We start from the raw sequence: 24,872 nt of genomic DNA, 5'->3' as shown, positions 1-24,872 counted from the left end.
GGCATAAACACTTCATGAATCATGGGTTAGTTTTCCGAAACGAATAGCAAGATAAACCAAAGCCTATCCAGTTTGAATTTTATCCTGTTCAGGGCTATCCACACTATCTCCTTTGCGGAGAAGGAATAAGCTAATGCAACAAGATGCTTCAATAGGCAAAGCGATGTTGTGGACATCTGGGTGATTCTGCCACCAACTTTAGAGAGAGAGGCCCCGTTTATGTCCAGGCAATATTTTGCAACCGTTGCCCGAGGATTAGAGTCCTTAGCCGCTCAAGAACTGGCAGAACTGGGGGCAACGTCCGTTGAGCCAGGATTTTGTGGGGTGGCTTTTCAGGGCGATCGCAAATTGCTATACCACGTGAATCTCTGGGCCAGACTCCCTTTTCGCATCTTGCTGAGACTCGAAGCCTTCCCTTGTCGAACGGCAGAGGATCTCTATCGAGGGATTCAAGGGTTACCTTGGCAGGACTATTTAACCCCAGACTACACATTGGCCGTCGATGCCACGGGGAAAACGCAGCAGCTTAACCACAGTCATTTCACCGCGCTGCAGGTCAAAAATGCGATTGTCGATCAGCAACGCCAGCAGTTTAGGGCGCGATCGCACATCGATACCCAAACCCCCGATGTGCGGATCAACGTGCATCTGCATCGCGATCGCTGCGTGGTCAGTCTCGATAGTTCTGGCAGCAGCTTACATCGACGGGGATATCGTCCAGCGGTAGGGACTGCGCCCTTGAAGGAATCCTTAGCTGCTGCTCTTATTCGCCTGTCAGGTTGGCAACCCGAATCAGCTTTTATGGACCCGCTGTGTGGGTCTGGCACCCTGCCCCTAGAAGCCTGTCTACAGGGTTTAAACGTCGCCCCAGGCCTCTTTCGACAACAGTTTGGGTTTCAAACCTGGCCAGATTTTGATCCGTCTCTCTGGCAATCCTTGCAGACAGCAGCTCGGAAGCAACAACGGACTCAACTGCCGATGCCGATTTGGGGCAGCGATCGCAACCCTGATGTCATTGAACAGGCTCGTCTCAATGCTCAAAATTGCCACGTCGCAGACCATATCTGGTTCGAACCTATCGACTTACAGGATATTGAACCACCTACTGATAGCGGCATCTTGATTTGCAATCCACCCTATGGCGAACGGTTGGGTAATGCGCAGGAATTAGGCAGTTTTTATCGTCAGTTGGGACAAATCCTTAAGCAGCGCTTTAAAGGCTGGACAGTCTTTGTTCTCAGCGGGAATAAAGCGCTGTCTCAGTCTATTGGTCTTAAATCTTGTCAGCGAACAGCCGTCAATAACGGATCGATTCCCTGTCAGTTCTTAAAGTACGAGCTATATCGTTAACCATCGGTTCTGAACCGCTATTCCGGTAAGGATAGCCAGCTAAAGATATCGTTTGCAGACAATACGAGTTCCAGCTCCGGCAACAGCGGTAAGGGATCAAGATCCTGATATAGCTTGATACGGGAGTCCGCAGAAATCACGAGGATACTGTCGGCTTCTGGATCTAACAACCACCCCCATTCCGTACCGTGATCAATGCAGTGTAGGAGTTTTTCTAAAGGCTTCGTTTGGGTTTGCTCAGGCGAAAGGATCTCAATCGCCCAATCGGGACAGATCTCGAATCGATTAGCAATTCGCCCTGAGGCGGTCCGTGGAATCCGTGGCCAGCGAAATACAACGATATCAGGGACAATAGCAGCTCCGCCAAACACACAGCGAAGCTCGGGAAACGCATAGGCCATACGACGGGGTTTACCCACTGCATTAATGGCATTCACTAATTCACTTTGCAAGGTACTATGTTCACCTTGTGGCATCGGTTTCTGCGTGATCTGATTATGGATAAATTCGCTGGCAGGCTGGGTCTCCGATCGTTGCAAAAAGGTGTCTAGCGTTAGGGGTTGAGCAGAGATGTGTACCATGGTGGATATTCTGATGCTGCTTCTATCCTAATCCTGAGCTGCGAAACTGGCGATTTTTAGCGATATGGAGCTGTGGCCGCTTCGAAGATCTTTAAACCTGATTGAGGATTTTGGCAGTGACAAGGTAGTTTTGTGATTTATCCATCATTGCTAACGGGTGCGATGGTTTCCGACCGGCCCGTGGCCATCGCAAAGAATCATCACACTTTCGTAAAAATCATCTCACCAGCAGATAGATCAATAGAAGGAATCTACAACCCATTTTGTGGGCTTGACTCGCTGATTTTACGAATTCTGTTAAGTTTATATTTTTATTCCGTAAGAGATTATAAAATACCCAGCTATAGTCCCACCAAAAATACTGACTAATTGCCTCCTTCTCTTTTATATCAATTATTTCAGAATATAAAAGAGACTATGAAATCATAAAAATTTCACAGAGAAACTGTGATATTGATCATGTTATAACGACGATAAAAGATGCATCCTAAAGAGTGAAATAGGTTCTCTCTAGACCTATTGATTAATCGCTCTCTTGCAGACACTTAACTCCATCTATCAAAGATCTAAAGGTGACTTGATTGACATCGATTTTCATCCATGTGATTAAGCCTCCGAAGGGTGAACCTCACGGATCACTATCAATGGTTTTATTCATTACCAATCGTCTCCTACAAGAAGCACTAAAGTAACGCATCCCAACTGATTGAAGTCCACTTTTATTATTATCTTGTACGTCAGGTCCTATGGATATCTCTCTGCCTCAAAACGATCCCAAACCCTTTCAACGTCAAACTGCTTTAAAGGCAGCTCGCCAGAAATATCAATACAACTATACCTATCTCAACGGTGGGGCGATGGCCGACCAAGTCCCTCCCCAAGATCAATCCCTTGGCAAATTTGACTGGATTCAAGGTGCCTTATCTTTACTCCTACGTATTGATGCCAATCAAGCCTTACAAGATGTCCAGGAAACAGGGTCAGCTCGCCAACTCCGCAGATTTGCCTGGCTCACTCGGATCGCCCGCTATTTAAATAACCCTAAGCGAGATGATTTCTTAAAGTTTCTGCTCGCACGAGTCCTCCCCATTATTCAGTGGTTTCAACGGTTACGAGATCGCAAGCCATCCCCTACGCAGCCGACGATGCCTCCACCTACCATGGATGGAGGAGCTGCCAATCCATCCTTATTAGGAGCCTTAATTTCAGAAGTTCAAGAGCCGAGAGACCATACCCAAGAGCAGGAAAAGTTGGATCGCCATGCGCTTGATATGCAAGGCAAGCAAATTCAAGGCAGTTTGTCAGATTACGCAACGCTCTTTCAGGCTTACAATGATCTCTTTCAAATCATTTATTTGCCCTGCATCAGTCATCAATTTTGGACCGATCGCGCCTTTGTGGCACAACGCGTGGCGGGTGCTAACCCGCTCGTTCTAGAGCAATGCCAGATCTTGCCAGACCATTTTCCGGTCACAAACGAACAGTATCAGGCGGTGATGGGAAGCGCCGATTCTCTCCAGAAAGCGGGCCAGGAAGGGCGGCTCTACCTCACGGATTATGCTGTGCTCGACCAGCTGGAAGCGGGCACCTTTCCCGATACCCAGAAGTATGTCTATGCGCCGTTAGCCCTGTTTGCGGTTCCAGCAACCGGGAGTGGATCGCTGGTGGCCGTGGCCATTCAATGTCAGCAGCAACCGGGTCCTGAAAATCCTATTTTTACGCCACCCGCTGACCAGAGTCCTCAGTCTGAGCAATGGGCCTGGTTGATGGCAAAAACCATTGTCCAAATTGCCGATGGTAACTACCATGAGCTTATTTCTCACTTGGGACGCACTCACCTGTTAATTGAGCCCATCGTGGTGGCCACCTATCGCCAATTGGCCGCCAATCATCCTTTGAGTGTGTTGCTACGGCCCCATTTCGAAGGCACCCTCTTTATCAACAATGCAGCCATTTCCGGCCTGATCAATGATGGTGGCACTGTAGATGCCGTGATGTCGGGCACCATTGAATCGTCCAAGGCACTCAGTTTAAAGGCCGTGCAAGGGTTTCCCTATGGTTTCAATGACTCGATGCTACCCGCTATGCTAGCCAAACGAGGGGTAGATAATGCCGAGCAGCTCCCTGATTATCCCTATCGAGATGATGCGTTGTTAGTTTGGGGTGCGATTCATGATTGGGTCGCCAGCTATCTAGATTTGTACTACCTTAGCGATGAGGATGTAGTGGCGGATACTGAGCTCCAAGCCTGGCTGGCCGAAATGATCGCTGAAGACGGGGGACGGGTGACGGATATTGGTGAGACCTCATCGGCCCAGGAGACACCCAGTCTGCGCACTAAAGCGTACCTGACTGATATGGTGACCCTGATTATTTTTACCGGGAGTGCGCAACATGCGGCGGTCAACTTTTCCCAAGCCGCCTATATGACCTATATCCCCAATTTGCCCTTGGCTGGATACCATCCTGCTCCCAGCTCGACCCAGGCAAGTGTTCAAGACTACGTTAAGCTGCTCCCATCCTTGAAACAGGCGGAAAACCAAATGGATATGACGTACCTGTTAGGGTCTCTTTATTACACACAATTGGGTGAATATGGAGACACCCACTTTAGTGATGCGAGGGTGCAAGCGCCATTACAGGCGTTTCAGCAGCGATTAGATGCCATCGGCATTGAGATTGAGGATCGCAACAGTCGTCGTCCGACCTTTTATGATTTTCTGCATCCGAACAAGATTCCCCAAAGCATCAATATTTAACGGATGTCGGGTTGAGTCCCCGAGGGCTCATTCAGGCTTTACGGATGATTCAGAGACAGAGGGATCGACTGAACCTGACGACAATGTGTGATCGCATCTGATGCAATCGCGTCCCTCTGTTTTAGCCTGATACAGGGCTTTGTCTGCGGCCAAGATCAACAGCGTTTCTGAACCCATCGATTGCACATCGGGAACCACGCTGGCAACGCCCAAACTGAGGGTGATGTGGGGGCTATTGAGAGAATTCTTGTGGGGAATAGCTAGGGTGTGGATGGCTCGGCGAATTCCTTTGGCCACATGCACTGCTCCCTCTAAGGGCGTATTGGGTAGGATCACGGCAAATTCCTCGCCACCATAGCGAGCAGGAATATCAGCCGGACGCTTCACACATTGTCTGATGGTACTGGCAACTTGAAACAAGCAATTATCTCCAAATAGATGGCCATAGGTGTCGTTATAGGCCTTAAAACAATCAATATCAGCCAATATTAAAGATAAATTCTGTTTTTCCCTGGATAACCGTCGCCACTCTCGATGGAGGGTTTCTGAAAAGACCCGACGATTAGGTAGTTGGGTTAACTCATCAATGGAAGCAAGGTGCGTCAGTTTTTGATTGGCTTCTTCTAGTTCTCGATAAAGCTGAGTTCTCTCTAGCTGAATGCGAACCCGTTGCCTGAGAACGGGCCAGTGGATTGGTTTTGTAATATAGTCAGAGGCTCCCGCATCAAAGGCCCAATCGACGGACGTTTGGTCTTCTAATCCTGTAATCATCAAGATAGGTGTGTATATGCTGTCCGGTAATTTCATGATTTGGCTACAGCATTCAAACCCATTCATGCCCGGCATCATGGCATCCAAGAGAACCAGATTGGGTGGGGTCTTCTGATAGGCAGCTAAGCAGGTTTCACCATCTTCGGCTTCAATTACTCGATAACCATCATTGGCCAAAATATGGCTGATCATGGCCCGCGTCATCCGATCATCTTCAGCAATCAAGATCACTGGACGATCTGGGTTTGCACCGATGGGAGAGGCGGATCGGGAAACATCCGCAAGGGGCAACGATTGAGTATTGATTTCTTGCATGGCCATCTCTTCAGGCTGAAAACACGCGTTACACCCAGTGTGCCCAGACGTCTGGTTAATCCTACGTGTTGCTACTCCGATGAGGGTAAGACGACGACCCGAGCGCGACCTAATTGTTTGGCTTGATAGAGGGCTTGATCGGCACGATGGATCAGATCTGAGAGTGGTTGGTTAGCATGCGATCGCAAGGATGCCCCGCCAATACTAATGGTCACAAATTGGCTCACCCTTGAGGATTGATGGAGCAATTGAGACTGGTGAATCACCTGTTGCAACTTATTGGCTACCACTTGTCCACCCGCCAGGTCTGTGTTGGGCAGCACAACGGCAAATTCTTCCCCGCCAAATCGGGCAACTAAATCTAGGGGGCGAACAATGACTTGATGAATTTTCTGAGCCACTGTTCTCAAACAAATATCCCCTTCTAGGTGACCGTAAGTATCGTTGTACTGTTTGAAATAGTCGATATCGCAAATCAGTAAGGTTAAGGGTTGCTGTTCCCGCAGCATTTGCTTCCAAATGGTTTGGAGATATTCATCAAATCGGCGGCGGTTTGCCAGCCCTGTTAAGGCATCATGATTGGCGAGCAGAGAGAGTTGCTGATTGGCTTCATCCAATTGCTTATTTGTGGCTTCTAAGGCTCGCTGAGCATAGAGTTTGGCCTGAATTTCTTGCTCCAATTGCTGATTCTTGGCTGCTAAGGCTAAGGTCTGCTGCTGCAATGCCTGAGTTCGCTCTTGGACCTTCTGCTCTAAATCTTGTTTGGCTTCTTCTAATTGCCGATTCAGCAAGGCAATTTGTTGGCGACTCTCTTCCACCGTCAGTAAATCTCGATAAGAGCGAATCGCTGTAATAATGGAGGAAAATAGCTTTTGCTGCGTTAACTCTGTTTTAGTTTTATAGTCATTGATATCGTAGCCCTCAATCACAGACTTTTCAGGGGCAATGCCCGGTTGGCCCGTGCGCAAAATAATCCGGACAAATAGGTTATGTAAATTTTCCCGAATGTATTTGACCAGCTCCAACCCAGCCTCATCCGTTTCCATCACCACATCCAATAACAGCACCGCTGTATCTGGATTCTCATCCAGGAGTTTCTGGGCTTCTTCACCGGAATAGGCAGACAGGATTTTCAGGGATTTATCCGCAAATTTGAAGTTTTTAAGGGCTAAACGGGTAACCGCATGCACCTGTTCTTCATCGTCGACAACAATAATTTTCCAACCGTGGGAGACTTCGTTGTCACTGATTTGAGCAAAGGATTCATCCAAAAACCTGAGTTCATCCTCTAGGTCTGAGAAGGCATGGATGCGGGTAAGTTGCGGATCCTTAGACATAGGTGGCATCATTTTCTAGGTTCAAGGGTAGATTCAGAATGAATCGCGTTCCTTCTGTGGGAGTGCTCTGACAGTGTAGGTTGCCCTGTAAGGTTTGAGTCACTAAATTGTGGGCAATATGTAGCCCCAAACCGCTACCGCCCCGATCTCGACCTGTCGTGAAAAAGGGTTCAAAAATCTTCGATTGATGCTCGATGGGAATACCACAGCCATCATCGGTATATAACAAGATCAGTCGATTCTGCTGTTGCGTTAAGTCAAATTGCAGCTGTCCTGCTTCGCCAGGTTGATAGGCATGCAGGATAGAGTTCATCACCAAATTTGTCACGACTTGAGAGAGGGCTCCTGGATAATTGATAGTTTTGAGCGCAGCATCTCCTGATACCGTTACCGTATGGCTGGTTTGTTTGAGTTTGGGCTCTAAGTTCGTCAATACACTTTCAATATAAGGGATGATCTGAAATCGACGTTTCTCATGACTGGTTTGGTCGACAGCCACTTGTTTGAAGTTTTGAATCAGAGCAGCGGCTCCTTTGAGATTTTGCAGAATCAGGTCACTACTCTCGTGGGCGATGTCCACATAGTTCCCCAGGGTCGATCGCTTAAGGGCACCGTCCTGGTAGGTCTGATAAAAGGTTGTCGTTTCACTATTGAGGACCGACGCTGCCAAAATGGCATTGCCCACAGGTGTATTGATTTCATGGGCAACCCCCGCCACTAACTGTCCCAAGGCCGCCATTTTTTCCGAGCGGATCAGCTCAGATTGGGTGGCTTCCAGCTCATGAAGTGTTTGGGTTAGGGTTTGGGTGCGTTCCTGGACTTTGCGTTCTAAGGTCTGCTGATACTCGACAATTTGTTGTTCTCGCTGATAGCTATTGAGTGCCTCTCGTACCGTGAGTTGCAAGTCAGCGGGATGCCAAGGCTTGGCAATATAGTGATAGAGCTGAGCTGTGTTAATGGCATGGGTAATGCCATCCACACTGGCCTGCCCGGTCAGCATAATGGTTAAGGTTTGCGGTGAAAGTTGATGGACCCGCTGCAATACCTCATCCCCTTTAATATCAGGCATCAGGTAATCGGCAATGATCACAGGCAGATCGCATTGCTCTTGCACTAACTCTTGCACGAGGGTAATGGCATCTAGCCCCCCCACTGCCGTTTCGATATCACAACTCTCTTCAAAGGTCTCTGATAGCTCTCTTCTGAGGCTATCTAAGACAGCGGTTTCATCATCAACACAGACAATCACAGGTTTAGACATGGTTGCTTATGAGGAAGATAAGGCAGATTGAATCGAGTCGATAAGGTCCTTCTCACTCCAAGGTTTCTGCAAGCAGCGATGCAAATTGGCCTGCTCCCGCGCCCGCTCAACAGCGGTTTCGTCCGCTTGACCCGTCAGCAAAATCTTGACAACCCCTGGAAATTTCTGATGCACGTTAATTAAAAACTCATCCCCTTTGGTTCCAGGCATTAGCCAATCCGACACAATCACCAGCAAATCTGTATTTTCTGCCTGAAGCTCTTCGATCAGCTCCAGGGCTTCACTGGCATTTTCAGCCGTCTCGTAAACATAATCATCCTCAAACGCCGTTTGCAACTGTCGCAGGAGACTATTGAGAATAATGACTTCATCGTCAACACAAAGAATCGCCAGTTTTGTCATGGTGATAGAAGGGGTTGAGTTGCAAGGGAAATCGGTAAGGTGACCTGAAAGGTCGTTTGCCCAGGAACGGAGTTTAAGGTTAAGGTCCCTCGATGCTTATCAATAATTCTTTTGACAATGTCGAGTCCTAAACCACTGCCCTCTCCAGGGGGTTTGGTCGTAAAAAACGGTTTAAAGATTTTGTCTTGGAGTTCAGGCGGTACGCCTGGTCCGCTGTCGGTAATCCTGACACAGATCTGATCACACTGTTGACTCACCTCAATGGCTAGTGTGCCCTGATACTTCATAGCCTGTAAAGCGTTGTGAATTAAATTCGTCCAGACTTGATTGAGTTCATCAAAATAGCAGGCAATGGTGGAAATTTTGGCGAAGGAACGTTGAACCTGCACGCCCTGTTTTAGGTGATTGTGATAAAGCGTTAACACGGCATCAATCCCATCTGTAATCTGGGCTTCAATCATTTCGCCGCTGTGATCGTAGCGGGCATAGGTTTTGAGGGCAAAGACAATTTTGGCGGAGCGATCGCTGGCCATGACGATATCGCGAGTACTGTCTCGAACACGGGCAAACTGGCGAACCATTTTTAAGAGGGACTCACTCTCGTCCGTCCTCAAGAGGGGCATGAGATCGTCAATGCGATCGCAAATTCCCATATCCACCAACAAGCTGGCGACGGTATCCGCCTTCGTGACCCCCCGCTCCGATAAGCGTTGGGCTAGGGCCTTGCGGGTATGTCGTCGCTCGCGACCAGAGAGGAGGGGAGAGGGGGTTAACGCCTGCTGCAATACCGCTTGGAATTGCTGTTCTCTTGTCGGTGATAAATTGCGAAAAAAGTCGGGCAAGGTGACGAGATACTGGTCGAGGAAATTGGCGATATAGTCAATCGAAGACCGAATCGCCCCTAAAGGGGTGTTGATTTCATGGGCGACTCCGGCAATCAGTTGGCCCAGGGCTGCCATTTTCTCAGATTGGATCAAGCCTTCTTGGGTTCGTTGAAGTTCTTCCAGGGTGTGGGACAGCGCTTGGGTCCGTTCACTGACCTTTTGTTCGAGCTGGGTGTAGAGACGGGCATTATCAATGGCGATTGCAGCTTGTCCCGACAGGAGCTGCAAAATTTCTAGACGATCGGCCGTAAACGCACCGGTGGTGAGATTATTCTCCAAATATAGGATGCCGCTTAATTGGCCTTGATTCAGTAAGGGCGCACAGAGAATCGATTGGGGTTGATGCGATTGGATATAGGGATCAAGGGCAAAACGGCTATCTTGACTGGCCTGCTTTAGGACCACACTGGTTTGGGTGCGCTGGACATAGTTAATGATGGTTTCAGGGAGTTGTCCGGCAACGGGTTGAGCGTGTAACACCTGATTGCGGTTAGATTCTCCCTCATAGGAGGCTTCAATCAGTAATTGCCCGTTCTGCTGCAGCAGCAGATGGCCCAATTGAGCGCCCGCATTGTGGACCAGAATTTGGATCAGTGTGATCAACAATTTATCTAAAACGATCTCACCGGCAATGGCCTGGGAGGCTTGGAGAACACTTGTGAGATCGAGCGATTGGGATGTCCGAACCGTGCTGTTTGTAGAGGTGGTCGTCAGCTTTGGGGCTGCTGAATAGGATGTCTGGATGGGTTGAGTGAGTAGAGCAGGATAGGTTTGCTTCAGTTGCTGCGATTTTGCGATCGCCCCCCACCGGGAGTAACCATAATAGGCTTCCTGTAAATACACGCGAGCAAACGTCTCTCGTTGCTGCTGCAGATAGAATTGGGCTGCCAGCTCATTCGCCAAAGCTGCGATAGGAAGATAATGGTGTTCTTGAGCCAGCGCAATCGCCCGGTCATAGGTTTCACCGGCCAAATAAGGCTGTCCTAAAACCCGATAGCGTTCAGCCGCCACTAAGTCATATTTATGCTGGTGATTGGTCGGAGCATGGTTGGCCCATTGTTGGAGTTGGCTTTGATTCGCGTCCACCTGGGCTAAAACCTGTTGCTGCTCCATTGAGGACAGTGACGGATACAGCGCTAATCTTGCCAGGGAATCATAAAAATTAAGGCTCACGATAGTTGCGGCTGCCGTCATCCCATCCACATAGGCGGCGGCCTGTCCAGTACTCTCTAACGCCACCGCGGGTTGCCCTAGCAAATACGCTGTTTGAGCTTTAAAGGTATAGAAAAAGGCCAACGCTAACTTATTGTCTGCACTCTCGACTGTAATTTGCGGCTCTTGCAGATAGCGACCCGACAAGCACCCCGGATCGAGTGCTGGCTCCATTAAATGGGCGGTTGCCTGCTGGAAAATTTGCAAATAGAGGCAGCAGGCAGCCTGTTGAAAGCCTGAAATGGCTTGCTGAAACCCCTGCATACGGGTGGCTAGATCGGGTAAATTTTGCCCCGTCAGTAGGGAGTGCATCGCTTCCCAACAGAGGGAATAGCTGGCATATTCCAAGTCGCCTGTTTCGAGACCAATTTGATACCCTTCATGGAGAGCCGGTATGGTTTGGCTTAAGGGGTCAATCCAATGGCGAACAAAGGCATTAAAAACAAACACAACGCGGCTTTTGGTCTTTTGGGCCTGGAATTTCTCCACCACCGTTAACGCTAACCGTCCAAATTGGTAGCCTGCTTCTAGATCACCCACCACACCACAGAGGGTAATGCCATAACAATCATAGGCAAAGGCAGAGGCCGGTGTATTCCCATACTTTAGGGAGAGATGGATTTGCTTCAGATTACTGAGAATAAAACGTTCAAAGGACGCTTGATATCCCGATGACAAAATATCTGATAGCACCTGCATGGCGGCCAGCTTGTCTGCTGCGACCATCTCAGGCAAGTCCACCAAAGATTGGATGGGACGATCGATCAGCTGTTGAGTCTGGTCCAGGGTCTGCTGGAGTTGTGCTGGCGTCGGTTCTCCGAACTCAATTCCCAGTCGGCTCAAAATCTCAAAGCCAATATCGGTCGCCTCTAGGTGACGATTTTGAGCCGAGCGGGCCAGAATTTTGACCCGGTAAACGTTAACCATCTCTAAAACGGTTCTGGCCTGCTGTAGCACCACCGCGGTTAGCTGGGTTTGTTGTGGGTAATCCTGATCGAGGAACGCCGCTTCAACCGCCTCTTCATGAAGTTTGAGGGTTAAGGCATAGGTTTGCTGCCACCCCGTCTCTCCCACTAGCCCCAGCCCGGTCTGGAGATAGCGAACCGCCGCCTGATACGCGGTGGAAGACTTCGCTTTCTGACCCGCCTGGAGATTCAGTTGAGCCACTTGATCGCGCTCTGCCCCCTCGGTGATCAGAGGCAGAGCTTGATTGAGATGATCGACGATTTCAAACAGGCGGTCTGCAGGTTGATCGGCATTGGCGTTATGCCAAAGCAAGCGACCGATGTGCAAGTGCACGGATGCTCGCTGATCCTCATCAATCAAGGTATAGGCCGCCTGCTGAATCCGGTCATGCCCAAATCGAAAATTCGTAATTACCAAATCTTCCTTTAAGTCAGACAAGGCGATCACCAAGCCCAACTGAATGGCGACTTTGAGGTCCTGAAACACCTCTAGCGGAGACTGTTGGCGAATCAGACTCAGGGTGTGCAACTCAAACTCAGCGCCCACACAGGCCGCTAACCGCAGTACCTCCTGCGTCGCATCGGGTAATTTCTTGAGTTTGCCAATTAATAACTCAATGACGTTATCGGTCAAATCCTGAGCCTGAATTTGGGCAATATCCCACTCCCATTGGCGGTCCTGGGAATTGAAGTACAGCAACGCTTCCCCATACAAATTCTTGAGGAATTCATTCACAAAAAACGGGTTACCCTGGGTCTTCTGGTGAACCAGCGCTGCCAACGTCTGGGTTTGGGCTGGAGGATGGCGAACCGTATCGGCAATTAATTGACAGAGGTGCGGCTGGGAGAGGGGCTGCAGGAGAATGGTCTGGATCTTGACCTGTTTTATCTCTAACTGCTTGACCAAGGTCATCAGGGGATGGGTGGCATCCACTTCGTTATCTCGATAAGCGCCGATCAAGAGTAGCGATCGCATCTGACGATCCGTCATCATTAGCTTGATCAGATTCAAACTGGCAGAATCAGCCCATTGCAAATCATCCAGAAAAATGACTAAGGGATGGGTGGGCTGACAGAACACCTGAATAAAGCCTTGAAATACCAAGTTAAAGCGATTTAAGGCTTCTGCAGGCCCTAGCTCTGGCATCGGGGGTTGGGGGCCGGTAATCAGCTCCATCTCAGGAATCACATCAATCACGACCTGACCATTCGGCCCCAAAGCCGCTAACAGCTTTTGCCGCCAGTGATCCAGCTGTACTTCGCTTTCAGTCAGCAGTTGCTTGACTAAATTTTGGAACGCACTAATCACGGCTGAATAAGGCACATCCCGCTGAAACTGATCGTATTTGCCCGCAATAAAATATCCTTGTTTTTCCGTAATCGGTTTATGAACCTCTGCCACCAGCGATGATTTACCGATGCCGGAGTACCCCGCCACGAGCATCAGTTCACTACTCCTCGTGGCCTCCTCCAGCTGACTGACGCGGGCAAAGGCCTTGAGTAAGGTCGTAATCTCTGACTTACGCCCATAGAGCTTTTGCGGGATCTGGAATTTATCGGATTGATCGTGAGTTTTCAAGGAAAAGGGATGAATGGTCCCCTGTTGCAGTTGTTGAAGGCAAGTCGTTAGATCGGATTGAATGCCAAAGGCGCTTTGATACCGATCTTCAGCTGTTTTAGCCATCAACATCAGCACAATGTCAGCCACCTCTTCGGGAATCTGAGGATTCAGGTGGTGAGGCGGGATAGGCTGCTGAGCCAGATGGCAATGGACTAATTTCAGGGGATCAGTCTCTGTAAAAGGCAACTGCCCGGTCAGCAACTCATAGAACATGACGCCGAGAGAGTAAAAATCAGTCCGATAGTCTAGGGACCGATTCATCCGCCCTGTCTGCTCAGGTGAAATATAAGCTAGCGTCCCTTCCAACACCCGTGGATTTTTAAGGGTGGGGTTCTCTCGACTCAATTGGGTTGAAATCCCAAAGTCGATGATTTTGAGCTGTCCCGTTTTGGGATTGACAACGATATTGCTGGGATTAATGTCCTTGTGGATAATATTGTGATCGTGAATCTGGCCTAAGATCTCGACGACTCGAATCGCGACGGGGAGAAACTCAGCCACAGGCAGAGCTTTACTCCAGTAGGCTTGGAGAGAGTGACCGCCAATGTCTTCCAGAACAATCGCTAAAGTGTGCTGATAGGGCTCTAGCCCCAAAACCTGGATCACACCGTCCACGTCAAGGCTGTGGGTGATCTCATACTCTTGGCGATAGCGAGTCAGTTCTGCGGCAGACGGATAATCTTGCTTTAAAACTTTTAGAATGACAGAACGTGAAGGGGAGGTTTGTTGACCACGATAAACAAGAGAGTTCGCGCTTTCATAGAGATGTTCAAGCAGCTGGCAGTCAGCGATAGTCCCCAACATGAATCATTTCTCCAAGCCAAACAATGGGAGCAAGAACTTTGTTCTGAAACAACACCAGTAAGTGCCTATTTTAGGTATTCCCAAAACTTTTATCAAACGTTCAGTTTTTAAGATTTTTTTTTCGAAGTAGCCTAAAAGTAATTTCCGAAGACGATGTATCTTTGAATATTTAATCTTATAGCCATCCTCTTATGAGGCCATTGTATAGGAATTACTTCAGGCTTTTTATTGAATTGCAGTCTAGAAAATCCATAGTTTCAGATGTATAGGGTTTGTACTAAATTTTAGAGAACATGTAAATTAACTTAAGACGCATGAGCTAGGATATCGCAAAATTGAAATCAACAGACTTAAAAAGCTTTTGCAGTAGAGGTTTAAATCATTTTATTTATATATATAGCCTGTTAATTTATCGTTTTTGTTATAACCATAGATTGATAACTTTTGTTAGCCTCTTCAGGATTAAAAAAGATTTTAGTTTTGTGAGACCATCATCACAACATTATTGACAGTGAGAATTTGAGTTATTAGGTAAAGCTTGCTAGGCTGCGGAGCTGCATTGAGCTGCATTTAATCGAGAGAAACGCCAGAATAATTACTGATTGAGATGCCCACATTTTCACCCAACCTCGAGAGACCTAGACCGGGTCAAACCCGATTGAGAGTGTTGGATATGTGGAGGTTGGATCAACAAGAGATTTTGTAGAACCTCAAGGCTCCTGGTGATTGGGGCTGTAATTTGTTCGAGACATCGTTTTGGCGTTCTGCCACTCGCAACATCCCTTACCATCATCCAGGAACTTTCTATATGTATGGACACACATAGATATGCAGCATGATATTGACGACTATGCTGCATAAGACTGGTAATTGTGGTTGAATTTGTGATAATTCTGCCTGGTAGGGTTTGGGGGACAAATAGGGGACCGTCCCCTGTTTGAGCAGGGCTGGAAACCAGTGATTTTGGTAATTTTTGGAGTGAATGTCTTTCTATGGAGCCAATTCTTCAGACCTTCTTGGTGACTGGGTTGACGTTACTCTGCTTTATCTTTGAATGGCTACCGCCTGATATCACTGCACTGGGCGTCATGGTGGTGCTGATGTTGCTGGAGCTGGTCACACCCGCAGAGGGACTGTCTGGATTTAGCAATTCTGCCACCATTACGGTTATGGCCATGTTTATTCTCAGTTCGGGGATTGCCCGTACGGGGGCCATTCAAATGGCGAGCGAATTCTTACTCAAATGGGGGGGGAAACGGCCTGCCAGACATATGTTAGTGATGGGGGCTGTGATTGGGCCGTTCACCGCCATTATCAATAACGTCGCCATTGTCTCTGTTTTTCTCCCCGTCGTTGAAGACTGGAGTCGTCAACGTCGTATTCCCGTTTCTAAATTGATGATGCCCCTGTCGTATATCACGATTCTGGGGGGCATGATCACGGTCTTGGGAACGTCAACCAGCGTGTTAGCCAGTGGCCTATCTGCCGATCTCGGATTAGGGGCGTTTAGCATTTTTCAATTTACGGCCTTAAGTCTCTGTACCTTTGCCGCAGGCTTAATCTATATGGCCACCATTGGTCATCGGTTGCTTCCCAATCGCAAAACGTCGACCAGTCTGAGCCAGGGGTATGGACTGAAGGACTATGTAAGTGAGGTGGTGATCACCCCGCAATCCAATTTGGTGGGACGAACGGTTCGCTCCAGTCAGATTCAGCGCGTGTTTGATGTAGATATTTTGGAACTCATCCATGATGACAATCATTTCCCGCAGCCCTTAGCCGATAAAACCTTGTCAGCAGGCGATATTTTGATTGTGCGAGGGGGGCGAGAGGATTTACTCAAAATTCGGGATGGCCAAGGCTTAGAGATTCTGCCCGATGTCCAGTTTGGCCAGAAGTCCTGGCAGGCGGATCTGCGTTCGGGACAGGAAGGTGCAGCCGAAGCCATGATTTTGGCAGATTCTAATCTGATTGGCTCAACGATTAAAGATATTCGCTTTCGCCAACGCTATAACTGCACAGTCCTTGCTATTCGCAGAGGTCAAGAGTTGGTCCGCGATCGCTTGGGGAAAGTGCCGCTTCGATTTGGAGATTTGCTGCTGGTGCAGGGGCCAAAGCAGAGCTTAGCGGGTTTACAAACCAGCAAAGAGCTATTGGTTATGGAGCAGCGTGATATTGAAAATCTGCGGCGGGACAAAGCGTGGATTGCGATCGCAATTGGTCTCTTTGTGGTGGGGGTTGCGGGAACGCAACGTTTCCCCATTGCCGTCACCGCTATGTCTGGGGTAATGCTGATGGTGTTGACGGGGTGCCTTAAGCCCGGTGAACTCTATCGCGCCGTGCGTTGGGATGTGGTGTTTCTATTGGCTGGTCTCTTTCCCTTAGGCATCGCCATGAAGAACTCGGGCGCCACCCAACTCTTAGCAAATCAGCTGATTGCGGTCGGGGGGGATTTGTCAGGGTACGGACTCCTCACCCTCTTTTTTGTCCTGACAGCACTGCTGACTGAGATTTTGTCCAACAACGCCACGGTTCTATTGTTGCTGCCCGTCGCCGTTCAGGTGGCCCAGGAACTCGACTATAATCCGCTAGCCTTTATGTTTGTGGTCACCTTTGCCGCCTCCAATAGTTTTATGACGCCCATTGGCTATCAAACCAATACGATGGTCTACGGCACAGGCGGCTATCGATTCCTAGACTTTCTGCGGGTGGGAGGGCCATTAAGTGTACTCATGACTCTAATTACCCCACCCTTGATTATTCTGCTTTACGGTTTGTAGCCGCAGGCCAGATGTAGAGGCACAGACGAAGATTATGGATTTCGCCAGACCATCTGCCCCGCAGAATTGACATATCCCTGTTTCCCTTGCTGCTTCACGAGGGCGAGACCTTGCCTAAAATTACTCGCTTCATCAAACTGAGGTTTAATCACAAAGTCGCCCGCTTTATTGATATAGCCCTGTTGATTGCCCACCGTGACCCAGGCTTTGCCTTCGGAAAAAGAGCCTGCGCGATCAAATTGGGGCGCAATTACGATTTGGCCTACTTTGTTAATAAAACCGTATTTCAGGCCCATGCGAACTAATCCTAACCCCTCACTAAAGGCCCAGGCCCTGTCAAACTGGGCGGTATGGGCAAATTGACCGTTGGTCTGGATATAGCGCCATTTCTGATCCGTTTCTACTGCCGCTAGGCCGTCTCGGAAAGGGGAAGCTTCATAAAATTGAGGGGCAATCACTGCTTGTCCTTTTTGATTGATAAATCCCACTCGACCTCTGCGCTGAATTTTGGCTAAGCCATTGGAAAAGTCATGGGCTAAATCATATTGGGCGGGAATTACGACTCGCCCTTGGCGATTGATAAAGCCATATTTTTTACCGATTAAGACACGCGCCATTCCGCCAGAAAAGGGACCCACCAAAAAGAATTGGGGCTTGATCACCCATTGGCCTCGGGCATTGATATAGCCGAGCTGATCGTTGATCATCGCGGCCGCCAAGCCCTCCGAAAAATCTTCCGCTAGCTCAAACTGGGGCTTGATCACCCATTGGCCTTGGGCATTGACATAACCATATTTTTCGCCAGATTGGGCGACTGCCAAGCCCTCTGAAAAGGCATGGCCATCCTCATATTGAGGGGGGATGACGGCTTGCCCCGAGCGATTAATAAAGCCAATTTTGCCCTTTTGCCGAATTTGAAACAGGGGCGTGCCCTGAGAGGGGTGAGACGAGTGAGTCGGTGTAGGCTGCGCTAGGGTGGGACGAGAAGGGAGCAGCGGTAGGGTTGCGATCGCAACCCCCAACCCCAAGACCAACCAGCGGTGAGAAAGATCAATCATAGTTTGATAAGCGTAATACCAACAGAAGGAACAGACTGATTTGACTCAGAGGAGCTTGAACCTGGGATCTGCAATCTGGTGAATATTTTTATACAGCCGCCAGGTATTTACAAAGAGAGACGAGCAAATCTGATAAATAGTTGCTCGATTATCCTTCACAAACACGGTACGGTAGAGGGCAACCCCCATATGGAAAATTGATGCAAACCTTCTGGACCTCAATCGTCACCTTTGCCCACACCGTGACTCAACAAGTTGGGGAACGTTTATTAACCGAATTTGGGGGAGTTCAGGCGACGTCTAAACCTGATGGTAGCTTAGTCACCCAATCTGACCAATGGGCCGATCACTTTCTCCGCCAAGCCATTGCCACGGCCTTCCCCGACCATGGGGTGCTGAGTGAAGAAGCAGAACATGTGTTTCCCAGTAATGACTGGTGTTGGATTATTGATCCCATTGATGGCACCACTAACTTTGCCCGCGGCATTCCCATTTGGGGAATCTCCTTAGGGTTGCTTTACCAAGGCGTGCCTGTATTTGGCTGTGTGCACATCCCGTCCTTACAGCAGACCTTTCATGGATTCTGGTCTGCCCCGGATCAAAAAAATGGAGCCTTTTGTAATCAAACACCGATTCAAACCCGAAAAGATACTCCCGCGAGTAATCAATTCTTTAGTCTGTGTGCCCGGAGCCTATCGGTGTTACAAAACCCCTTCCCCTGCAAAATCCGAATGCTCGGGGCTGCCAGCTATAACCTCTTAACCGTTGCCCAAGGAATTACCATTGGTGCCATTGAGGCGACCCCCAAAATCTGGGATATTGCTGGAGTGTGGCCAATTGTCCAGGCGGCAGGTGGGGCTTGGGTGCCCTTAACCTCCGAGCCCTCTTTTCCCCTTGTGGTGGGCAAAAATTACAGCCAGGTGCCGTATCCCACCTTAGTGGTCAGTCAAGCCCAGTGGATTGAGCAATTTGTGCCCCTAGTCACCTCCATTGGCCAACCTAGCCTCAAGTCATAATCGTTTTTGTTAACACCATGTCTCTTTCTCCCTCCGTTCAGCAGTCCCAAACCACCCTTGCTCAGTTTGCGGGGATGGAGTCGCCATCCTTAGCGACATCTACGCAGCAAGAGGAGGTCAAAGCCGCTTTACTTGCCTTAGCCCAAGTCACCGATTATCAAATGTTTGGTATCTTAGCCGAAACCTGTGACCAAGCCGTTGCTGCCTTAAGGGTCTATACTCAAGCCTTTGGCTACGAGATGCCTGCGACTTGGCAGCCCATTGCTGGACCCACTTACCTCAAATTTAATCCCAACTTAGGCAGTTGCCATACGGATCGCTATACAGGCGACCATCGAGGCGTGCTGATCTCTTTTCAGTCGGCAACTGAGGAGGAGATGACTCAAATCTACGGGCATTTTCCCTTAGATTTATTTGCCGCCTGATCCATCTCTAGAAAGTGTCACCCCTCCAGTGTTGACCTTAACCTGGATACCCTAAAATTCTTGCAGCTCATTGATACTATCCCCACGCCCTGAATATGAGGAGACTGTGATGTCCACTGGCGATGCTCTCTATGAAGGGAAAGCCAAAATTATTTATCGGACGGATGATCCCAACATCCTGTTAGCACAGTATAAGGATGATGCCACGGCCTTTAATGCTCAGAAACGCGGCACGATCACCAATAAGGGCCGGATTAATTGTGCCATCGCCACCCATTTATTTAAGGCCCTAGAAGCAGCAGGGGTAGCCACACATTTTATCGATCAACCGAACCCAGACCAGATGCGGATGCGAGCGGTGCAAATTGTGCCCTTGGAAGTGGTGGTGCGGAACATTGCAGCCGGGAGTCTCTGTCAACAAACAGGACTGGAGTTAGGTACCGCTTTGTCGCAGCCTTTAGTTGATTTTTACTACAAAGATGATGCCCTCGGAGATCCGTTACTGACACGTGATCGCATTTTTCTCCTAGAGTTAGCAACGCCCGAGCAGTTAGCGCAACTGCGCCAGCTGGCCCTGCAAGTGAATCAAATTCTGATTCATTTTTTTCAGCAGTGCGGTATCACCCTGGTGGATTTTAAGTTGGAATTTGGACTGACCTCTGACCAACAGCTTTTGCTCGCCGACGAAATTAGTCCAGATACCTGCCGATTGTGGGACGATGCTGAATCAGACCCCGATCGCCGAGTAATGGATAAAGATCGCTTTCGGCGCGATTTGGGGGATGTGGATACTGCCTATGCTTGCGTTATGGAGCGAGTTTTAGCCCAGGACGTATACGTTTCCTAGGCCAGTACGATAAAATACTCCCTGTTTTGGACTTTTTTAAGAATTCCCTTAGCAATCATTGTTGTTCAGTTGCATGTGGTGCGTGAAGTGACTCAATCTCAATCTATCAAGATTCTTAGTCTTCCACCGATTCTCGGTGCAACCGTACTCACGGCGGTCCTGCTGGGTGGTGTCGCGCCAGCCAAGAGCCAGTCGTCTTCTGAAATAGAGACGCTCCAAGAACAGCTCAATGCGTCTTCTCCGGGTGCCCAACCGTCACAAATCGGGCAACTTCCCACAGATGATACGCCCACCCAAACGGCCCCGGTTTTCCCACTTCCCTCCCAACCTGAACAACCCTCGACTTCAGAGGATCAAGCGCCTGCAGCAACAGAAGAGACCGCTCCTGTGGAATCCCCAGCCGTAGAAGAGGCCACCCCAGACACGGGTGCCCCTGGAGAGACTCCGTTAGAGACGGCCCCTGCCAATGCCCCAGCGACAGAAGAGACGGCACCCAGTGTGCCAGTGGTACCCACCGGAGAGGAAGCTCCCCCTGATGACCCTGAAGACCCTCCAGCTGCGGAAGAGGCAGCGCCTGATACAGGTGTCCCTGGAGATGTCCCGACTGCTCCAACTGAAGGGGAGGCACCCGCTACGCCCTCAGATGTTCCAGCTCCTGCCCCCTCTCCTGGACTGCCTGTTCCCAGTGGTGATATTCCCAGTGGCGATCCGGGGGAAACTCCCGCCCAAACCCCGCCCTCGGGAGAATCTGTTGAATCACCAGGAGCACCGCCACAGCCGCCAACAGAAACGGCTGAACCGGCTGCGCCTGAACCAGAGGTGCTGGTTTCAGAAGTCTTTGTGGAGGGGGTAGAAGGTGATCTCGCGATTAATGCCTATGAAGCCATTAGCACGCGACCGGGACAAACCACGACGCGATCGCAAATCCAATCTGATATCAACGCCATTTTTGGCACTGGTTTTTTCAGTAACGTCAGAGCTGAACCGAGTGATACGCCTTTAGGGGTGAGGGTCACCTTCTTTGTCCAGCCAAACCCCACACTACAAGCGGTCCAAGTTGCCGGGAATCAAGTGCTGACCCAAGAGAAGGTGGATGAGATTTTTAGCTCTCAGTATGGCAAAATTCTCAACCTCCGGGATTTGCAAGCAGGGGTCACCCGCGTCAATACATACTATAAAGACGAAGGCTATGTCCTCGCCCAAGTAGTCGGGGTTCCTCAAGTTGATCCCAATGGCACTGTCACCCTGCAGGTGGCAGAAGGGGAGGTGGAAGAGATTGATGTTCGCTATATCAATGAAGATGGCGAACCCACCAAAGGCAAGACCCGGAAATTCATTATCACCCGAGAAATGCGGACTGAACCCGGTGTCCCTCTAAACCGAAATAAGCTGCAAACGGACCTCCAGCGGGTGTTTGGATTGGGCCTCTTTGAAGATGTCAAAGTTGCTCTAGAACCGGGTCAGGATCCTCGGAAAGTTGTGGTTAACCTCAATGTTCAGGAACGCAGTACCGCTAGCTTTTCTGCGGGTGCCGGTTTTAGCTCCCGTAGTGGTTTCTTTGGGACAGGTTCCTTTACCCAGAGTAATTTAGGGGGGAATAACCAAAACCTAAGTATTCAAGCCCAGGCCGGAACGCGGGAATTCTTATTTGACGCAGGTTTCTCCGATCCTTGGATTGCGGGCGATCCCAACCATTCTTCCTACAGCATTAATATTTTTAATCGGTTGACCCTTCCCCTGGTGTTTGATGAAGGCCCCATTGAGGTGGATCTTCCCAATGGCGATACGCCCCGAGTAAACCGTTTAGGTATTAGTGGTGTTTTTAATCGCCCCTTCACCACCGATCTAGATAACCTCAGACAAGCCTGGACCGGATCGGTTGGATTCCGCTATCAGCGCATTTCCATTCGTGATGCTGACCTCTCCATTTCTCCTGTGGATGAATTGGGTAATGCCCTGAGTTTTAGCGGCTCAGGCCAGGATGACCTGTTGACAGTACAGTTAGGACTGGGGCGCGACTTGCGAGATGATCCAGCCGATCCCACCAAGGGATATGCATTGCGCTTTGGCGTAGAACAGTCTGCCCCCATTGGCTCCGGAAGTATCTTGATGACTCGGCTACGGGGGAGCTTCAGTTACTTTGTACCGCTCAAACTCACCAACTTTACCGAAGGGCCACAAGCGCTGGCCTTTAATGTTCAGGCCGGCACCATTTTGGGCGATCTACCACCCTATGAAGCGTTCTCTTTAGGCGGCAGCTCTTCAGTTCGGGGCTATGGTGAAGGCGACTTGGGCAGTGGTCGTAGCTTTATGCAAGCCACCGCTGAATATCGCTTCCCGTTGATTAATTTCTTAGGCGGTGTGGGGGCAGTTCTCTTCTTTGATGTTGGTAGTAATTTAGGCACGCAAAGTAGCGTCCCTGGCAACCCTGGCATTGTGCGGGGTAAGCCTGGTGTTGGCTTTGGCTATGGCATTGGCCTACGGGTTAAAACTCCGATTGGTCCCGTGCGCTTAGACTATGGCATCAATGATGACGGAGATAATCAATTCCACTTTGGATTTGGTCAGCGTTTCTAATCCATATCAGCACACCCTAAACCGCAGCCTCACTCTTTCCGGCCTTGGCTTACATACGGGTGCTCCTGCAAGTGTCACCATCCATCCGGCGGCTCCTAACCAAGGACGGTTTTTTGTGCGAATGGATAGAGATCCCGTCCGCTCTATCGCAGCCAATCTCACCACCGTTCACCAAACCCAGTTCTGTACCACCTTGAAACAGGCTGATACTACGGTAATGACGGTGGAACACTTGCTGGCCGCTTTAGCCGGGATGGGAATTGATAATGCCAAAATTGAACTGCAGGGACCTGAAGTGCCTATTTTGGATGGCTCAGCTCAGCGATGGGTCAATGCTATTCAGAACGCAGGGTATCAGAGGCAATCTCACTATCGATCGATACCATCGCTGGATCATCCGGTGCTTGAGCAAATGGGTGAGGCGTTTATCATTGCCCTTCCAGATCTCCAAATCTCCTTTAGCTATGGCATCGACTTCCCGGAGGCTGCGATTGGTAAACAGTGGTACCGATGTAGCCTGAGCGATTTTTGGTCAGAGATTGCCCCGGCCCGCACGTTTGGACGAGCTGAAGATGTAGAATTCTTACGAGCTAAGGGGTTCATTAAAGGTGGTAGTCTAGACAATGCTTTGGTCTGTCGTCAGGGTGAATGGATCAATCCGCCCTTGCGCTTTGCCACCGAGCCGGTTCGCCACAAACTGCTGGATTTAATCGGCGATTTGAGCCTATTAGGGACCCTCCCTGTAGCGCATTATGTTGCCTATAAAGCCAGTCATGCCCTCCACATTCGCTTTGCCAAGCGTCTTCAGCAAGTCTTGCTCGGCTGACGGGTTCGAATCTTTTATTGACGAGTGATTACTGATTATGTCCAACCCCTCTGATGGTGCTACAGAACCCAAGACAACCTTCATGATTGAGGAGATTCAAGAGCTACTGCCGCATCGCTATCCATTCTTGCTCGTTGACCGCATTATTGACTACAAAGAGTCTGAGCGGGCAGTGGGGATCAAAAATGTGACGATGAACGAAGAGTTTTTTCAAGGTCATTTCCCCGGTCGCCCATTGATGCCAGGGGTGTTAATTGTGGAGGCTATGGCCCAAGTTGGGGGCATTGTCCTCTCTCAACTCCCCGATATTCCTGCTGGCAAACTCTTTGTGTTTACCGGAATCGACAAGGTGCGGATTCGTCGTTCGGTTGTACCAGGCGATCAACTGGTGATTACCGCTGAGCTGTTGTCTTTAAAGCGGAAGCGGTTTGCCATGATGGAAACGCGAGCTGAGGTGGAAGGAAAACTGGCCTGCTCAGGAGAACTCATGTTTGCCATGGTTGACTAAGCCATCCTATGGCCATTCTTACGGGCTTGCCGTAAAGCGGTTTGTAGATTGTATTTATCCCGAATTCAGGTGTAAGGAAGGCAATCAAAATGAAGATTGCAATATTTCCATTCCAAACAGCATCTTACCTGAGATAGGCAGCATCAAAACACCTCCAAGTTTCTAGAACTTGGAGGTCGATTTGTCGGTAGAGTTGAATAGACGAACTCCCCTAATACAGGTAGCGGTCGGAATTAGAGCAAATGCCCGTAAGGTAACTCTTTACTCATTTGCTCAAAGTAGCTTTGGAAAGAACCAGACCCCGCAAAGCCGTCATCATTTGGTGTTTCATAGACATCGTTCGTATCTTCGGCATTTTCCGGGAGCACAAACAGTCCACCGGCGATGATTTCTTGCTGTTGATCAGACAGTTCAGTCAATAGTTCAGACATGATTTACCCTCAAAGGATAGATGATGAATGGCACTTAAAAAGTGTAAGTAAACTTGCTACTGTAGGCATTAGAACATCCAATCTTGAGCCCTTCAGTGATGTCTGAGTGTTGTCGAAGTGATTCAAAACACGCCTTAGGTGG

Annotated in this window: 17 protein-coding genes; 9 read left to right on the top strand and 8 right to left on the bottom strand. The window is 49.3% G+C overall.

Annotated features, from left to right (window positions below; translation table 11 throughout):
* The first annotated feature begins 219 nt into the window (after positions 1-219).
* A complete protein-coding gene (locus tag Q0986_RS16090) occupies positions 220-1,350 on the top strand; it encodes a THUMP domain-containing protein (protein WP_299412529.1) in 1,131 nt (376 codons plus the stop codon).
* 17 nt (positions 1,351-1,367) lie between these two features.
* Here the strand turns inward: Q0986_RS16090 and Q0986_RS16085 are convergent, their stop codons facing one another.
* Entirely contained in the window at positions 1,368-1,931 is a 564-nt protein-coding gene (locus Q0986_RS16085; protein WP_299412526.1) for a Uma2 family endonuclease, read from the bottom strand.
* A gap of 746 nt (positions 1,932-2,677) precedes the next feature.
* On the opposite strand from Q0986_RS16085, the gene Q0986_RS16080 reads away from it, so the two are divergent.
* On the top strand, positions 2,678-4,690 hold the full coding sequence (locus tag Q0986_RS16080; RefSeq protein WP_299412523.1) for a lipoxygenase family protein: 2,013 nt from the start codon (positions 2,678-2,680) through the stop codon (positions 4,688-4,690).
* 27 nt (positions 4,691-4,717) lie between these two features.
* Here Q0986_RS16080 and Q0986_RS16075 read toward each other — a convergent pair whose 3' ends face one another.
* From Q0986_RS16075 to Q0986_RS16055, 5 genes are all read right to left on the bottom strand, one after another.
* A complete protein-coding gene (locus tag Q0986_RS16075) occupies positions 4,718-5,776 on the bottom strand; it encodes a PleD family two-component system response regulator (protein WP_299412519.1) in 1,059 nt (352 codons plus the stop codon).
* A 71-nt stretch (positions 5,777-5,847) separates the two neighbouring features.
* Positions 5,848-7,113 (bottom strand): diguanylate cyclase, encoded by a 1,266-nt coding sequence (locus Q0986_RS16070; protein ID WP_299412516.1) that lies wholly within the window; start codon positions 7,111-7,113, stop codon positions 5,848-5,850.
* Entirely contained in the window at positions 7,106-8,374 is a 1,269-nt protein-coding gene (locus tag Q0986_RS16065) for a hybrid sensor histidine kinase/response regulator (RefSeq protein ID WP_299412512.1), read from the bottom strand. The genes Q0986_RS16070 and Q0986_RS16065 overlap by 8 nt, the downstream gene beginning before the upstream one ends.
* Before the next feature lie 6 nt (positions 8,375-8,380).
* Complete coding sequence (locus Q0986_RS16060) at positions 8,381-8,776, bottom strand: response regulator (RefSeq protein WP_299412510.1); 396 nt, start codon at positions 8,774-8,776, stop codon at positions 8,381-8,383.
* Positions 8,773-14,262, bottom strand: a complete 5,490-nt coding sequence (locus tag Q0986_RS16055) for an ATP-binding sensor histidine kinase (protein ID WP_299412505.1) — start codon at positions 14,260-14,262, stop codon at positions 8,773-8,775. The genes Q0986_RS16060 and Q0986_RS16055 overlap by 4 nt, the downstream gene beginning before the upstream one ends.
* A 992-nt stretch (positions 14,263-15,254) precedes the next feature.
* On the opposite strand from Q0986_RS16055, the gene Q0986_RS16050 reads away from it, so the two are divergent.
* Positions 15,255-17,042 carry an SLC13 family permease gene (locus Q0986_RS16050; protein ID WP_299412500.1) on the top strand — a complete coding sequence of 596 codons (1,788 nt, stop codon included), beginning with the start codon at positions 15,255-15,257 and terminating at the stop codon, positions 17,040-17,042.
* Positions 17,043-17,074: 32 nt separating this feature from the next.
* Here Q0986_RS16050 and Q0986_RS16045 read toward each other — a convergent pair whose 3' ends face one another.
* The gene (locus Q0986_RS16045) at positions 17,075-18,100 is read right to left on the bottom strand and encodes a WG repeat-containing protein (RefSeq protein WP_299412498.1); all 1,026 of its coding nucleotides are present in this window, start codon (positions 18,098-18,100) and stop codon (positions 17,075-17,077) included.
* A 200-nt stretch (positions 18,101-18,300) separates the two neighbouring features.
* Between Q0986_RS16045 and Q0986_RS16040 the strand changes: the two genes are divergently transcribed.
* The 6 genes from Q0986_RS16040 (at position 18,301) to fabZ (ending at position 24,299) form a co-directional block, all read left to right on the top strand.
* Complete coding sequence (locus Q0986_RS16040; protein WP_299412495.1) at positions 18,301-19,116, top strand: inositol monophosphatase family protein; 816 nt, start codon at positions 18,301-18,303, stop codon at positions 19,114-19,116.
* A 17-nt stretch (positions 19,117-19,133) separates the two neighbouring features.
* Complete coding sequence (locus tag Q0986_RS16035) at positions 19,134-19,541, top strand: DUF1824 family protein (protein WP_299412492.1); 408 nt, start codon at positions 19,134-19,136, stop codon at positions 19,539-19,541.
* A gap of 109 nt (positions 19,542-19,650) precedes the next feature.
* Positions 19,651-20,388 carry a phosphoribosylaminoimidazolesuccinocarboxamide synthase gene (purC, locus tag Q0986_RS16030; RefSeq protein ID WP_299412490.1) on the top strand — a complete coding sequence of 246 codons (738 nt, stop codon included), beginning with the start codon at positions 19,651-19,653 and terminating at the stop codon, positions 20,386-20,388.
* A gap of 87 nt (positions 20,389-20,475) precedes the next feature.
* Entirely contained in the window at positions 20,476-22,965 is a 2,490-nt protein-coding gene (locus Q0986_RS16025; protein ID WP_299412486.1) for a BamA/TamA family outer membrane protein, read from the top strand.
* Entirely contained in the window at positions 22,916-23,791 is an 876-nt protein-coding gene (gene lpxC / locus Q0986_RS16020) for a UDP-3-O-acyl-N-acetylglucosamine deacetylase (protein WP_366918604.1), read from the top strand. The genes Q0986_RS16025 and lpxC overlap by 50 nt, the downstream gene beginning before the upstream one ends.
* 37 nt (positions 23,792-23,828) lie before the next feature.
* The gene (fabZ, locus tag Q0986_RS16015; protein ID WP_299412482.1) at positions 23,829-24,299 is read left to right on the top strand and encodes a 3-hydroxyacyl-ACP dehydratase FabZ; all 471 of its coding nucleotides are present in this window, start codon (positions 23,829-23,831) and stop codon (positions 24,297-24,299) included.
* Positions 24,300-24,532: 233 nt separating this feature from the next.
* Here the strand turns inward: fabZ and Q0986_RS16010 are convergent, their stop codons facing one another.
* On the bottom strand, positions 24,533-24,730 hold the full coding sequence (locus Q0986_RS16010; protein WP_299412479.1) for a hypothetical protein: 198 nt from the start codon (positions 24,728-24,730) through the stop codon (positions 24,533-24,535).
* Between the last annotated feature and the right edge of the window lie 142 nt (positions 24,731-24,872).

The sequence above is a fragment of the Acaryochloris sp. IP29b_bin.148 genome (genome assembly GCF_028285565.1).
GTDB lineage: Bacteria > Cyanobacteriota > Cyanobacteriia > Thermosynechococcales > Thermosynechococcaceae > Acaryochloris.
The sequence above is the reverse complement of the archived record's forward strand: the minus strand, read 5'-3'. Positions and strand labels throughout refer to the sequence as shown.